Source organism: Nostocoides vanveenii, from assembly GCF_039531165.1.
In the GTDB taxonomy this organism is placed as follows: domain Bacteria; phylum Actinomycetota; class Actinomycetes; order Actinomycetales; family Dermatophilaceae; genus Nostocoides_A; species Nostocoides_A vanveenii.
In genome coordinates, this window is the sequence record NZ_BAAAPN010000045.1 from 22,009 (window position 1) to 35,420 (window position 13,412).

At 70.1% G+C, this 13,412-nt stretch carries 13 protein-coding genes; all 13 read left to right on the top strand.

The window, feature by feature from the left end:
- Positions 1-81 precede the first annotated feature (81 nt).
- Positions 82-1,419 carry a type I glutamate--ammonia ligase gene (gene glnA / locus ABD209_RS08930; protein WP_344064998.1) on the top strand — a complete coding sequence of 446 codons (1,338 nt, stop codon included), beginning with the start codon at positions 82-84 and terminating at the stop codon, positions 1,417-1,419.
- Positions 1,420-1,481: 62 nt separating this feature from the next.
- On the top strand, positions 1,482-4,508 hold the full coding sequence (locus tag ABD209_RS08935; protein WP_425564638.1) for a bifunctional [glutamine synthetase] adenylyltransferase/[glutamine synthetase]-adenylyl-L-tyrosine phosphorylase: 3,027 nt from the start codon (positions 1,482-1,484) through the stop codon (positions 4,506-4,508).
- A 10-nt stretch (positions 4,509-4,518) separates the two neighbouring features.
- On the top strand, positions 4,519-5,856 hold the full coding sequence (gene hisD / locus ABD209_RS08940; protein ID WP_344065005.1) for a histidinol dehydrogenase: 1,338 nt from the start codon (positions 4,519-4,521) through the stop codon (positions 5,854-5,856).
- A gap of 5 nt (positions 5,857-5,861) precedes the next feature.
- On the top strand, positions 5,862-7,007 hold the full coding sequence (locus tag ABD209_RS08945) for a histidinol-phosphate transaminase (RefSeq protein ID WP_344065008.1): 1,146 nt from the start codon (positions 5,862-5,864) through the stop codon (positions 7,005-7,007).
- Between the two features lie 2 nt (positions 7,008-7,009).
- Entirely contained in the window at positions 7,010-7,609 is a 600-nt protein-coding gene (gene hisB / locus ABD209_RS08950; protein ID WP_344065011.1) for an imidazoleglycerol-phosphate dehydratase HisB, read from the top strand.
- A gap of 3 nt (positions 7,610-7,612) precedes the next feature.
- Entirely contained in the window at positions 7,613-8,293 is a 681-nt protein-coding gene (locus ABD209_RS08955) for a hypothetical protein (protein ID WP_324386293.1), read from the top strand.
- Positions 8,290-8,931 (top strand): imidazole glycerol phosphate synthase subunit HisH, encoded by a 642-nt coding sequence (gene hisH / locus ABD209_RS08960; RefSeq protein WP_344065015.1) that lies wholly within the window; start codon positions 8,290-8,292, stop codon positions 8,929-8,931. Before ABD209_RS08955 ends, hisH begins: the two co-directional genes overlap by 4 nt.
- Positions 8,928-9,338: a hypothetical protein gene (locus tag ABD209_RS08965; protein WP_344065018.1), complete on the top strand. Its 411-nt coding sequence runs from the start codon at positions 8,928-8,930 to the stop codon at positions 9,336-9,338. The genes hisH and ABD209_RS08965 overlap by 4 nt, the downstream gene beginning before the upstream one ends.
- Before the next feature lie 61 nt (positions 9,339-9,399).
- Positions 9,400-10,155: a bifunctional 1-(5-phosphoribosyl)-5-((5-phosphoribosylamino)methylideneamino)imidazole-4-carboxamide isomerase/phosphoribosylanthranilate isomerase PriA gene (priA, locus tag ABD209_RS08970; protein WP_344065021.1), complete on the top strand. Its 756-nt coding sequence runs from the start codon at positions 9,400-9,402 to the stop codon at positions 10,153-10,155.
- Positions 10,136-11,083, top strand: coding sequence for a YihY/virulence factor BrkB family protein (locus ABD209_RS08975; protein WP_344065023.1), 948 nt, complete (start codon positions 10,136-10,138; stop codon positions 11,081-11,083). The genes priA and ABD209_RS08975 overlap by 20 nt, the downstream gene beginning before the upstream one ends.
- Positions 11,080-11,847: an SseB family protein gene (locus tag ABD209_RS08980; RefSeq protein WP_344065027.1), complete on the top strand. Its 768-nt coding sequence runs from the start codon at positions 11,080-11,082 to the stop codon at positions 11,845-11,847. Before ABD209_RS08975 ends, ABD209_RS08980 begins: the two co-directional genes overlap by 4 nt.
- Before the next feature lie 99 nt (positions 11,848-11,946).
- On the top strand, positions 11,947-12,426 hold the full coding sequence (locus ABD209_RS08985; protein ID WP_344065030.1) for a DUF2505 domain-containing protein: 480 nt from the start codon (positions 11,947-11,949) through the stop codon (positions 12,424-12,426).
- A 217-nt stretch (positions 12,427-12,643) separates the two neighbouring features.
- Complete coding sequence (gene infC / locus ABD209_RS08990; protein ID WP_425564626.1) at positions 12,644-13,354, top strand: translation initiation factor IF-3; 711 nt, start codon at positions 12,644-12,646, stop codon at positions 13,352-13,354.
- Positions 13,355-13,412 lie beyond the last annotated feature (58 nt).

Genomic DNA, 13,412 nt, shown 5'->3' on the forward strand with positions numbered 1-13,412 from the left:
AATAGCGGCAGTGCCCCGGGAGCGATCCCGGGGCACTGCCTCGTTTACTTCCGCGTAACACGGGTGGGGTTGGATGGGCGCATGGATCGTCAGCAGGAGTTCGTCCTGCGGACCATCGAAGAGCGAGACATCCGGTTCGTGCGCCTGTGGTTCACGGACGTCCTCGGCACGCTGAAGTCCGTGGCCATCGCCCCGGCTGAGCTCGAAGGGGCGTTCGCGGAGGGCATCGGCTTCGACGGCTCGGTCATCGAGGGGTTCGCGCGGGTCTTCGAGTCCGACATGCTCGCCAAACCGGACCCGGCCACCTTCCAGGTGCTGCCGTGGCGGGGCGAGGCGCCCGGGACCGCGCGGATGTTCTGCGACATCATGCTGCCCGACGGCACCCCGAGCATCGCCGACCCCCGCAACGTGCTCAAGCGCACCCTGGCCCGCTGCGGCGAGCTCGGCTACACCTTCTACACCCACCCCGAGATCGAGTTCTTCCTGCTCAAGAGCGGCTTCGCCCCGGGGCAGCGACCGGAGCCGATCGACCAGGCCGGCTATTTCGATCATGTCCCCAAGGGCATGGCGCACGACTTCCGGCGCGCGGCGATCTCGATGCTGGAGTCGATCGGCATCTCCGTGGAGTTCAGCCATCACGAGGGCGCGCCCGGCCAGAACGAGATCGACCTGCGGTATGCCGATGCGCTCACCACGAGCGACAACATCATGACCTTCCGCACGATCATCAAGGAGGTCGCCTATGAACGAAACATCTACGCGACCTTCATGCCGAAGGTCTTCGCCGAGCACCCGGGCTCGGGCATGCACACGCACATGTCGCTCTTCGAAGGTGACGCCAACGCCTTCTACGAGGCCGGAGCGCCCTATCAGCTCTCCGCGGTCGCCCGGCAGTTCATGGCCGGCATCCTGCGGCACGGCGCGGAGATCACCGCGGTGACCAATCAGTGGGTCAACTCTTACAAGCGCCTCTGGGGCGGCGGCGAGGCGCCGGCCTATCTGACATGGGGCCACAACAACACCTCCGCCATGCTGCGGGTCCCGATGTACAAGCCACTTAAGGGCCAGAGCAGCCGGGTCGAAGTGCGTTCGATCGACCCCGCCTGCAACCCGTACCTCGCGTATGCCGTGCTGCTCGCCGCCGGTCTGAAGGGCATCGAAGAGGCCTACGACCTCCCGCCGGAGACCGAAGAGGACGTATGGACGCTCACCAATGGCGAGCGCCGCGCTCTCGGCATCGAGCCGCTGCCCGGGTCGCTGCACGAGGCGATCGCGGTCATGGAGCGCAGCGAGTTGGTCGCCGAAACCCTCGGTGAGCACGTCTTCGACTTCTTCCTGCGCAACAAGCGCCAGGAATGGGAGGACTACCGGCGCCAGGTCACGGCCTACGAGCTGGAGCGCTACCTGCCCCGGCTGTGATCGCCGATTCCCGTTATAGGTTGCTGCCTGTGGCTGCCGCGCGGACCGAGAGTGCCGGAGCCATGTTTGCCCGGCTCGGCTTCGCCGACCCGGCGAGGGCCGAGCGGCTGGTGGCTGACTCAGCTCTGACGGGTCTGATCGATCCGTTGGACGACGACTTCGCCGACGGCGTGATTCAAGCCCTGGCCGATGTCGCCGATCCGGACCTGGCGCTCCTGACCTTGGTGCGCCTCATGGAGTCGCTGCGGACCAAGATCGCGTCGTCGCCGGATGATCCCGCGCTGGGACGCGAACTCCCCGCCCTCATCGCGACACTCCGCCACCCCGGTCCCGGGCGCGAGCGGATCCTGGCGGTGCTCGGTGCCTCGATGGCGCTCGGTGATCACCTGATCGCCCATCCTGAGCACTGGCGCAGCGTCGCCGAAGCGCGCACCCGGACGGTCGAGGAGCGGGTCGAGCGCCTGGTGAGCAAGGTGAGCCTCCCTCCGGAGGGCCTGACTCCCGAGGACGCCCTGCGGGTCTACTACCGGCGCGGCCTGTTGGGGATCGCCGCGCTGGATCTGGTGGCACCCGACCCCCTGGTGCAGTTGCCGACGACCGCTGCCGCGCTCGCCGACCTGGCCCAAGCCGCGCTGGAAGCGGCGCTCGCGCTGGCGCGGGCCGAGCTGCCCGAGGAGGCGGAGCAGTGCCGTCTGGCCGTCATCGCGATGGGCAAAGCTGGCGGGCGTGAACTGAACTACATCTCTGACGTGGACGTCATCTTCGTGGCCGAACCGGCTGGCGGGGCCGACGAGCCGGCCGCCATGGCGGCCGCGACCAAGGTCGCGACCCGGCTGATGACTGCCTGCTCGGCGTCGACCTCCCACGGCACGCTGTGGTCGGTCGATGCCGCCCTGCGCCCGGAGGGCAAGCACGGGCCCCTGGTGCGGACGGTCGCCTCGCACCAAGCCTACTACGAGCGGTGGGCCAAGACCTGGGAGTTCCAGGCGCTGCTGAAGGCCCGGGTCGTCGCCGGTGATCGCGAGGTCGGCGAGGACTATCTCGCGACCATGATGCCGATGGTGTGGCAGGCCGCATCCCGCGAGAACTTCGTTGACGAGGTTCAAGCCATGCGCCGACGGGTCGAGGCGCACATCCCGAGCGCGGAGGCCGGCCGGCAACTCAAACTCGGCCCGGGCGGCCTGCGCGACATCGAGTTCAGTGTCCAACTGCTGCAACTCGTCCACGGGCGCACCGATCCCTCCCTGCGGTCGGGGACCACGCTCGACGGCCTGGCCGCCCTGGCAGCCGGTGGTTATGTGGGTCGCGACGACGCCGCGGTGCTGGGATCGGCATACCGGCTCCTGCGCACGCTGGAGCACCGGATCCAGCTGTTGCGGTTGCGCCGCACGCACCTGATGCCTACCTCTCAGTCGGAATTGCGCCGCCTGGGGCGGGCGCTCGGTCATCGGCAGGATGCCGCGACCACCCTCCTCGCCCAGTGGAAGGCCGAGTCACGCGAGGTGCGCCGGCTGCACGAGCGGCTCTTCTACCGCCCGTTGCTGAATGCCGTTGCCCGCCTGGACAGCGACGAGGCCAGGCTGACCCCGGAGGCGGCCCGAGAACGCTTGCAGGCCTTGGGTTTCCGCGATCCGAAGGGAGCCTTGCGCCACATCGAGGCGCTCACCGAGGGCCTTTCGCGGCGGGCAGCCATCCAGCGCCACCTGCTGCCGGTAATGCTGGGCTGGTTCGCTCAGGAGATCGACCCCGACGGCGGGCTGTTGGCCTTCCGCGATGTCAGCGAATCCCTCGGCACGACCCACTGGTACCTGCGGTTGCTGCGCGACGAGCCCCAGGCGGCGGAGTATCTCGCCCGCACCCTCGCGCGGAGCCGGTTCGCCGCCGACGTCCTGCGCTCAGCCCCCGAGGGCGTGCAGATCCTCGGTGACGCGGGCGGGCTGGTCCCGCGCTCGCGCGCGGACATCGAGCGCCGGATGCGGGTTGCCGCCTCGATCAAGAAAACGCCCGAGCAAGCCGTCAAGGCGGCCCGCCAGATCCGCAAGGTCGAACTTTTCCGTGTCGCGGTCGCCGACCTGATGACGGGGCTGGGGTCGTCCGCCGTCGGCGTCGCCCTCGCCGACATCACCGAGGCCACCATCGAGGTTGCCCTCGAAGCGGTGTCGCGGGCCACCGAGGCCCGCACCGGCCAGTCCCTGCTCACCAAGATCCTCATCATGGGGATGGGCCGGCTCGGGGGCCGCGAGTGCGGTTATGCCTCGGACGCCGACGTCATCTACGTCCACGATCCGCTCGTCGGGGTGGATCAGGGCGCGGCGCAGGCGCAGGCGCTGGAGATCGTCAAGGACTTGGTGCGGGTGCTCGGCGAGCCCGGACCCGACCCAGCAATCGGACTCGATGCCGACCTGCGGCCGGAGGGCAAGAACGGCCCGCTCATCCGCAGCCTGGACTCCTATCGCAGCTATTACGACCGGTGGGCGGTGACCTGGGAGGCCCAGGCTCTGATCCGGGCCCGACCGGTGGCGGGCGACAACGACCTGGCTGCCGAGTTCCTCGACCTCATCGACCCGATCCGGTGGCCCGACAGCGGTCTGGATCAAGCCCAGGTGCGCGAGATCCGGAGGCTGAAGGCCCGGATGGAGGCCGAGCGGCTGCCCCGCGGCGCCGATCGGCGCACGCACTTCAAGCTCGGCACTGGCGGGCTGTCCGATGTCGAGTGGACCACCCAGTTGCTCCAGCTCGAGCACGCGCACACCTACCCGACCTTGCGCACCACCTCGACGCTGCCGGCCCTGCAGGCGCTGGCCCAGGCGCGCCTGATCAGCAGCGCCGACCACGCGACGCTGAGCGAGGCCTGGCAACTCGCCGCCCGGGCGCGCGATGCCGCCATGCTCTATCGCGGGCGGCCAGTCGATCAGATTCCCAGCGATGCGCGCGAAGCCGACGGGACGGCGCGGATCATGGGCTTGGCGCCCGGCTCGGGACAGGAACTGGCCGAAAATTACCGGCGCGTGGGTCGTCATGCCCGGGCCGTCGTCGACCGGCTCTTCTACGGCGAGACGGAGGACGGCCCGTTCGGGGGGCACGCCTAAACTGGCGGCCATGATGCAGCGACTGGATCTGCGCGGCCGGTCCCTGTCCCTGCGCGAGCTGCGCGAGGGCTTGCCCAGGGCGCAGTTCGACGTGGACGCGGCGCTGTATTCGGTCGAACCGATCTGCGCCGAGGTCCGGGCGGGCGGCGGCGACGCATTGCGCGACCTGGCCGAGCGGTATGACGGCGTTTGCCCTCCGCGCTTGCGCGTGCCCGACGAGACCTTGCAGGTGGCCCTCGGCGCACTGGACCCCGACGTGCGCGCCGCGCTGGAGATCAGCATCGCGCGAGCCCGGATGGTGCATCGCGACCAGGCCCGCCGCGATACGACCACGACGGTCAGCGACGGCGGCACCGTCACCGAGCGCTGGATCCCCGTGGACCGGGTCGGGCTTTATGTCCCGGGTGGCCGGGCGGTCTATCCGAGCTCGGTGGTGATGAATGTCGTCCCCGCCCAGATCGCTGGCGTCGGCTCCCTGGCTGTCGCGAGTCCGCCGCAGAAGGAGAACACCGGCGCCCTGGCGGGCTACCCGCACCCGACGGTCCTCGCTGCCTGCGCGCTGCTGGGCGTCGATGAGGTCTATGCCATGGGCGGCGCGCAGGCCATCGCCGGCTTCGCCTACGGCTTCACCGATGGGGCGGATGTCTGCGAGCCGGTCAGCCTGGTCACGGGGCCGGGCAATATCTATGTCGCCGCGGCCAAGCGCCTGCTCAAAGGCCGCATCGGCATCGACGCCGAGGCCGGCCCGACCGAGATCGCCGTGCTCGCCGACGCGAGCGCCGACCCCGAGCTCGTCGCGGCCGACCTGATCAGCCAGGCCGAGCACGACCCGCTGGCCGCGTCCGTGCTCGTCACCGACTCCCCGGAACTCGCGGATGCGGTGTCGCTCGCGGTCGAGCGCCGGGCGGCGGCGACCAAGCACAGCGAGCGGGTCTGCGAGGCTCTGCGTGGCCCGCAGTCGGCCATCGTGCTGGTCGACGACATCGAGCAGGGCCTGGCGGTCGTCAACGCCTATGCCGCCGAGCACCTGGAAGTCATGACCCGCGACGCGGCGAGCGTGGCCGCTCAGGTGCGCAATGCCGGGGCGATCTTCGTCGGGTCCTTTGCGCCGGTCTCGCTCGGCGACTATGCCGCGGGCTCCAATCACGTGCTGCCGACCGGCGGTTGCGCCTGTCACAGCAGCGGGCTGTCGGTGCAATCCTTCCTGCGGGGCGTGCACGTCGTCGACTACACCGAGGCGGCGCTCGCCGAGGTCGCCCCGTATGTCGTGACCCTGGCTCAGGCCGAAGACCTCCCGGCCCACGGTGAGGCTGTGACCGCGCGTTTCGAGTCGGTGGGGGAGCGCTGACCCCGATGGCCGACGATCGCCCGCCGAGCGGGCTGCGCTCACTGCTGCGCGACGATCTGCGTGGTGAATCGCCCTATGGCGCACCGCAATTGGCCGTCCGCGCGGCGCTCAACACCAACGAGAACTCGTATCCGGTCCCGCCCGAGGTCGTGGCCGACATGCTCGCCGAACTCGGCGAGACCCTGCCCGGCCTGAATCGCTATCCCGATCGCGAGTTCACCGATCTGCGGTCTGCTCTTGCCGCCTATCTCTCCAGGGGCGGGGAGCCTATCGACCCGGTGCAGGTGTGGGCCGGCAATGGGTCCAACGAGGTGCTCCTGCACCTGCTCCAGGCCTTCGGCGGCCCCGGTCGCCGCGCCATCGGCTTCACCCCGTCCTATTCGATGCACGCGATCATCGCGACGACGACGGGCACCGCGTGGACGCACGGCCGACGCAGCACCGAGCCCGGGCGTCTGTTCACGCTCGCCGCGGCGGATGTGGCGGAGCAACTGGGCGCCCTCGACCCGCACCTGGTCTTCATCTGCTCGCCCAACAATCCGACCGGCACGGCGGTCGGCCTCGACGTCATCGAGGCGGCGTATGAGGCGGCGCCCCGCGCTGTCGTCGTCGTCGACGAGGCCTATGCCGAGTTCGCTCGCCCGGGCACGCCCAATGCGTTGACCTTGCTCGCCGGGCGCGAGCGGCTGGTTGTCACCCGCACCCTCAGCAAGGCCTTCGCGCTCGCGGGTGGCCGACTGGGCTATCTGGCCGCCGACCCCGAACTGGTCGACCTGCTCCGGCTGGTCCGCATGCCCTATCACCTCTCGGCGCCGAGCCAGGCGGTCGCACGGGCGGCGCTGCGGCATACGGACATGATGCTGTCCACGGTCGGTGTGGTGAAGGCACAGCGCGACCGGCTGGTCGCGGAACTGACCGCGTTGGGGTTCGCTCCGGTGCCGAGCGATGCGAATTTCGTGCTCTTCGGCGGCCTCGCCGACGCCGCCCGCACCTGGCAGGCGCTGCTCGACGCCGGGGTTTTGGTCCGCGACGTCGGCATACCCCACTATCTTCGGGTGACGGCCGGGACTCCCGAGGAGACCACGGCCTTCCTCGATGCACTGGCCGCACTCGGGCCGGAGCACCACCTGGGCACGGAGAAGGCGAGTTAGGTATGGCGCGCACCGCAGAACGCACGCGGCGCACGAGTGAATCCTCGGTGCGGGTCCGCGTCGACCTCGACGGCACTGGCGAGGCGCAGATCAGGACCGGTGTCGGCTTCTACGACCACATGCTCACCGCGCTCGCACGCCACTCACTCATCGACATCGAGGTCGAGGCCACCGGTGACTTGCACATCGACGCCCACCACACCGTCGAGGACGTCGCGATCGTGCTGGGCGAAGCGCTCGCGGAGGCGCTCGGGGACAAGAAGGGCATCGCGCGCTTCGGCGACGCGACCGTGCCGCTGGACGAGGCGCTCGTCCAGGCCGTCGTCGATGTCGCCGGGCGGCCCTATTGCGTGCACACCGGCGAGCCCGAGGGTCAGATCTATGTCGTCATCGGGGATCGTTACCTCGGCTCGCTGACCCGGCACGTCTTCGAGACCCTGGCCTTCCGCGCTCAGATCGCCCTGCACGTGCGGGTGCTTGCGGGCCGTGATCCCCACCACCTCGTCGAAGCGCAGTTCAAGGCACTCGCCCGGGCGCTGCGGGCGGCAGTCGCGCTCGACCCCCGCATCGGTGGGATCCCCAGCACGAAGGGCGCGTTGTAGATCGTGGCCAGGGCCAGCGACAACGGTGCGCCGGCGGGACCGGTGGGCGGCCTGCTCTTGGTGCGCGCGCGTGCGGATCAGGTGACCTCCTGGGTGGGCAAGGGCTTGGTGAGCGCCCATGTCACCCCGTTGGGGGACTGGACCGCCGTGACTCCCGCCGGCGACCACGCCGCGACGGCAGCGCCGTATGACGATGCCCGCACCACGCTCGCCGCTCGGCCCCTGAGCACCTCGCTGCGGCCGGCCATCGGCTTCTTCGTCGCCGACCGGCGCGGCTTCGTGGTCATCTCACCGCCAGGCTGGCGGGCGGTCAAGCGCTGGCTGGTCTGGAGTCCCGAGGACGGCACCGTGCGCACCCCCAGGCTGGCCGGGGCCCGGCCGGCCGACCTGGCCTCGGTCGCCGGAGTCGGTGCTGGCGCGCTGCCGGCACTGGTCGCGGCCATCCGGTCGGCGCACGCCGGGCCGATCCCCTGGCTGGCCGGAGTGCACTCTGCCCTCCAACTGCCTGGTCAGACCCTGCTGACCGAGCGCGATGCCCCGCGCGGGGCACTGGTCCCGGCGTCCGCGAAGCGCGTCGCGCAGTTCGATGCGATGGCTCGCGAAGAGGCCGCACACCTCGCCGAGGTCGCGGCCCCGCCACCGCCGCGCCGGCTCCGGGGCCGCCACGCGCGGGAGGAGTCATGAGCGCACGCGTCGTCGTCCTCGACTACGGCAGCGGCAATGTCCGCTCGGCCGTGCGGGCGCTCGAACACGTCGGTGCCGAGGTCGAACTTTCCGCGGACCCGAAGCTCGTCGCGGCGTGCGATGGCCTCTTCGTCCCTGGGGTCGGCAACTTCCATGCCTGTATGGCCGGGCTGCGTGCCGCGGACGGGCCTCGCCTAATCGACGTGCGACTGGCGGGCGGTCGCCCCGTGCTCGGCGTCTGCGTCGGTATGCAGGTGCTCTTCGACGGCTCCGAGGAGCCGAGTGCCGCGGTCGAGGAGGGCATCGGGGAGTGGCCCGGGATGGTGCGCCGGCTGCCCGCCGAAATCGTCCCCCATATGGGCTGGAATACCGTCCGGGCGCCGGCCGGGAGCATGCTGTTCGCGGGCGTGGAAACCGAGTCGTTTTATTTCGTGCACTCCTATGCCGCCTTGGAGTGGGAGTTGCCCGTGGCCGACGGCGCCATGGCCCGCCGCGCGCCGCTGATCACTACCTGCGATTACGGCACCAGCTTCGTCGCCGCCGTCGAGAACGGCCCGCTGAGCGCGACTCAGTTCCACCCCGAAAAATCCGGGGCCGCCGGGCTGCAGTTGCTGCGCAACTGGGTGGGGTCGCTGTGACCACGCCCAAGCGAGCCTCCGCGAAGTCTTCCGGCCGACGACGCACGAGCGCCACATCCACGACGACGGGTTCCCGCTCCGCGAGCAGCCGCTCGACCGGCCGGCGGCGGACCACCCGCAGCCGGTCGACGACGCGGCGGCGCACGACGCCGCGTGTCGCCACCACGGTCGGCTCGGCCCTCGGCCTGCTGCTGGTGACCGCCTTGACCTCGATGACGTGGCCGCAGCGCCTGGCGCTCGCTGGCGCGGTCCTGGTGGCCGGGCTGGCCTACGTCCTGTGGCGCAACCGCGCCGAGATCCTCGCTGCCGCGGACGGCTCGGCCGCCCCGCCCGCCGACCTAGCCCCGCCCACCGATATCGCACCGCCCCCCGACCCAGCCCCGCCCACCGACACGCCACAGACTTAACCTCTGCTAGCAGAGGTTAAGTCGAGGGCCCAGGAGCTCACCCCGCCACGAAAGGGTGCACATGACCGAGCCAGCCCAAAGCGCGCAGCCGGCGCGCCTCGAACTACTGCCCGCCGTCGACGTCCGTGAGGGTCGCGCCGTCCAGTTGCAGCAGGGCATCGCCGGCAGCGGGTGGGAGTTCGGAGACCCGATCGACGCCGCGCTGACCTGGCAGGAGCAGGGGGCCGCGTGGATCCACCTGGTCGACCTCGACGCCGCCTTCGGCACCGGCTCCAATGCGGACCTGCTCGCCGAGATCGTGGGCCGCCTCGACATCAAGGTCGAGATGAGCGGCGGCATCCGCGACCAGGACTCGCTGCACCGCGCGCTGAGCACCGGCTGCCGCCGGGTCAACGTGGGCACCGCCGCCCTGGAAAATCCCGAGTGGACGCGCACCGCGATCGCGACCTATGGCGACCGCATCGCCATCGGGCTCGACGTGCGCGGCGAGACGCTGGCCGCGCGCGGGTGGACGACCGAGGGAGGCAACCTCTGGGAGACACTGGCCCGGTTGGATTCCGAGGGCTGCGCCCGCTATGTCGTCACCGACGTCAACAAGGACGGCATGCTCGCCGGCCCGAACGTCGACCTGCTCAAATCCGTTGCCGCACAGACGAATGCGCCGATCGTCGCCTCGGGTGGCGTCTCGACCTTAGCCGATATCGTCTCGATCCGCGGTCTCGTCGGCGACGGCGTCGAAGGCGCGATCATCGGCTCCGCTCTCTACAGGGGCGCCTTCACCCTGCCCGAGGCCCTCGATGCCGCAGGCCGCCCCTGAGCCGACAGGCGGACGGCTGACGCCCGTTCTCGCCTGGCTGCGCGAGCGCACGCGACGGCTGCGGCAGCGAGTCCCGCTGGTCGATCACGGCTGGCGCGCCACGGAGCACTATGTCGAGGTCCAGGGCTCGCTGCTCGCCGCGGCCGTGACCTACTACGGCTTCTTGTCGATCTTCCCCTTGCTCGCGCTGGCCTTCGGCGCGGTCGGCCTCGTGGCACGGATGGTCCCGGACGCCAAGGCTGACCTCGAGCGGGCCCTGCAGGAGATCGTGCCCGGCGTCATCGGCAACGGGCCGCATCAGCTCTCCCTGGCGACCCTCGAGGGCACGGCCACCACGGCAGCCGGGCTTGGTGCCCTCGCCGTCCTCTACTGCGGCGTGAGTTGGATGTCCGATGTGCGCGAGGGCCTGACCACGATCTTCCGCGTGCCCAGGCAGGACCAGCCCAATGTGGTCGTGGGCTATCTGCGAGCGCTCGCCTCGCTGGTCGAGGTCGGCGGCATCCTGCTCGCCAGCCTGGGAATCAGCGCCGGGCTGACCGCCCTCTCCCGACACCTGCCTGAGCAACACGCCACCGTCCGCGTGCCGCTCGCAAGTTTGTCGGTTGTCACCGGAATCGTCGTGAGCAGCATCTTCTTCCACGTCCTCTTCCGGCGCGCGGCGCCCCCCGACCTGCCGCGTGGCGCGCTGTGGTCCGGTGCCGCTCTCGGGGCAATGCTCTTCGAGATCGTCAAACAACTCTCGGGCCGGCTGCTCGCCTCCACAAGCAGTCAGCCGGCCTTCCAGGCCTTCGGGATCTCGCTGATCCTGCTGGTGTGGATCTACTACTTCTCGCGGATCGTGATGTTCGCGACGTCCTGGGCGGCAACGGCCCCGGCATCCAGCACGCGGACCCCGATGCCCGCCGACGAAACCCTGGTGACCCCATGACCAATCCCCGCGATCACGCTCGGCACCCCCAGCGCGTGGGTCCGGATGCCGCCACCGACTCGGCCGGTCTGCCGTGGGCTCGCCGCGACCTGACCCCCTCGGGGTTCGAGAACGACTCCGGCGCAAGCGATCCCGCGGTGCTCGCCGCCCTCGTCGCCGACGACGAGGAGGCCATGATGGCGATGCTGGCCGCCGCCAGATTCCTCGTCGCCGTGGTGGCTCACGCGGATGAGATCGTCCACGACGCGGCGGGCCTCGCGCACGACACGGCGGTCGATATGGCCCTGGTCACCCTGACCGCGCCCGACGGGCGACGGGCCCTGCCGGCATTCACCGGAGTGGCCGAGCTGGCGGCCTGGGACCAGGCCGCGCGGCCGGTGCCCGTCGCCGCCGCCACCTTGGCCCAGGCCGCGATCGCCGAGTCCTGCCAGGTCGTCGTGGTCAATCTCGGCCTCGCGAGCGCCCGCGAGCTGCGCCCCAGCCAGGTCTGGGCGCTCGCCATGCAACGGACCTGGCTCCCTCCCGACCGCGACCCCTTCGTGCACGCCGCGCTCGGCGCGGCGGTTGCCAGCGAGCCGGACGTCGCGGCATACGGCACGTATGCCGCGAAGCCGGCCGGCACCGTGGGCGTCGAACTGACCCTGGTCGCGGGCCTCGACCACGCGGCCATCGAGTCGCTCGTCACGCGGGTGGGGGAGCGACTCGCGACGGACGGTGAGTTCCGCGCCCGAATCGACGGCCTCGCCTTCCGTCTCGCGGGGTGACACCGCCCGCCCAGCCGATGCCGACGCTGACCGTCGGTCGCCGGTGTGCGGCATACTCGCCGCCAGAGCGCCCCGAGCCGAGACGACGGAAGGTCACCGATGAAGTTCCGCCACGAGTCTACCTATCACGCGCCGATCGATCAGGTTTTCGCCATGCTGGGCGACCCGGACTTCCGCGCGAAGGTCTGCGACTACCAGGGTGACCTGCGCTATGACGTCGCCATCGACGCCGCCGACGACACCATGTCGGTTGACGTCGACCGGGTGCAGTCGGCGCAGGGACTACCCCCGGTGGCCTCGAAGTTCGTCGGGGACGAGATCGAGATCGAGGTCCGCGAGGAGTGGTCGTCGCCCGCCGCCGCGACCATGGAAGTCACCATCCCCGGCAAGCCCGGCCAGGTGCGCGGCACCATCGCGATGCGCGAGAACGCCGGCGTGACCATTCAGAATTTCGCTGCCGAGATCAAGGTCTCTCTCCCCTTCATCGGCGGCAAGCTCGAGGAGATGATCGGAGCGTTGCTGACGGCCGCGCTACGGGCCGAGAACAAGGTCGGCGCCGCCTGGCTCGCGGGGGAGTAGCAGCACTTGGCACTACGCTCACGGTGCTAGAATGAAGGTCAAACCGATTCTCCATGCTCTCGTGGCGTGGCGAATGCTCAAGTGAAGTCGACGGCAGTCACTTCCACCCGCGTCCACCGCAACAGGTGGCCGGGTCCCGGGTTCCGACAGGCGTCCTGCACCTCGCTTCGGCGTGGTGACCGCGGCGGCTGTACCACGGCATACGGCCGTATGACGTGTGGCGACTCATGTGCTGCCACTGACCTCCCTCGAGCCATCGCGGGAGGTTCTTTCCATTCCGGAGCGAGCCGCCGGCGGTGCAGGCCCCACCGACACGAAGGAGCAGCACATCAGCGAGCCTCGCATCAATGACCGCATCCGCGTCCCCGAAGTGCGCCTGGTCGGACCCAATGGTGAGCAAGTCGGCATCGTCCGGGTCGAAGACGCGCTTCGCCTGGCCGCCGAGGCCGATCTCGACCTGGTCGAGGTCGCCCCGATGGCCAAGCCTCCGGTGGCCAAGCTCATGGACTACGGCAAGTACAAGTACGAAGCCGCCATGAAGGCCCGGGAGGCCCGCAAGAACCAGGTCAACACGGTCATCAAGGAGATCAAACTCCGGCCGAAGATCGACATCCACGACTACGGCACCAAGAAGGGCCATGTCGAGCGGTTCTTGAAGGCCGGCGACAAGGTCAAGGTCACGATCATGTTCCGTGGCCGCGAGCAGTCCCGCCCCGAGCTGGGCTTCCGCCTCCTGCAGAAGCTCGCCGAGGACGTGGCCGAACTCGGTTTCGTCGAGTCCGCGCCCAAGCAGGACGGTCGCAACATGGTCATGGTCATCGGCCCGACCAAGAGGAAATCCGAGGCCCGCGCGGAGCAGCGCCGGCGAGCGGCCGAGGTGCCTGCGGCTTCGGCCGACGCCTCGGTGATCGACACCGACGCGGAGTAGTCCGCACCGACCCACCGAAGTCGGCAGTCCCGTGCTGCTGACCGACCCGCATACGAAG

Bases quoted from the DNA above. Each gene is read 5' to 3' on its own strand.
- priA (WP_344065021.1), top strand. From the start codon at position 9,400: ATGACCGAGCCAGCCCAAAGCGCGCAGCCGGCGCGCCTCGAACTACTG.
- ABD209_RS08945 (WP_344065008.1), top strand. From the start codon at position 5,862: ATGGCCGACGATCGCCCGCCGAGCGGGCTGCGCTCACTGCTGCGCGAC.
- glnA (WP_344064998.1), top strand. From the start codon at position 82: ATGGATCGTCAGCAGGAGTTCGTCCTGCGGACCATCGAAGAGCGAGAC.
- hisD (WP_344065005.1), top strand. From the start codon at position 4,519: ATGATGCAGCGACTGGATCTGCGCGGCCGGTCCCTGTCCCTGCGCGAG.
- ABD209_RS08935 (WP_425564638.1), top strand. From the start codon at position 1,482: ATGTTTGCCCGGCTCGGCTTCGCCGACCCGGCGAGGGCCGAGCGGCTG.
- ABD209_RS08985 (WP_344065030.1), top strand. From the start codon at position 11,947: ATGAAGTTCCGCCACGAGTCTACCTATCACGCGCCGATCGATCAGGTT.
- hisH (WP_344065015.1), top strand. From the start codon at position 8,290: ATGAGCGCACGCGTCGTCGTCCTCGACTACGGCAGCGGCAATGTCCGC.
- ABD209_RS08980 (WP_344065027.1), top strand. From the start codon at position 11,080: ATGACCAATCCCCGCGATCACGCTCGGCACCCCCAGCGCGTGGGTCCG.
- ABD209_RS08975 (WP_344065023.1), top strand. From the start codon at position 10,136: ATGCCGCAGGCCGCCCCTGAGCCGACAGGCGGACGGCTGACGCCCGTT.
- hisB (WP_344065011.1), top strand. From the start codon at position 7,010: ATGGCGCGCACCGCAGAACGCACGCGGCGCACGAGTGAATCCTCGGTG.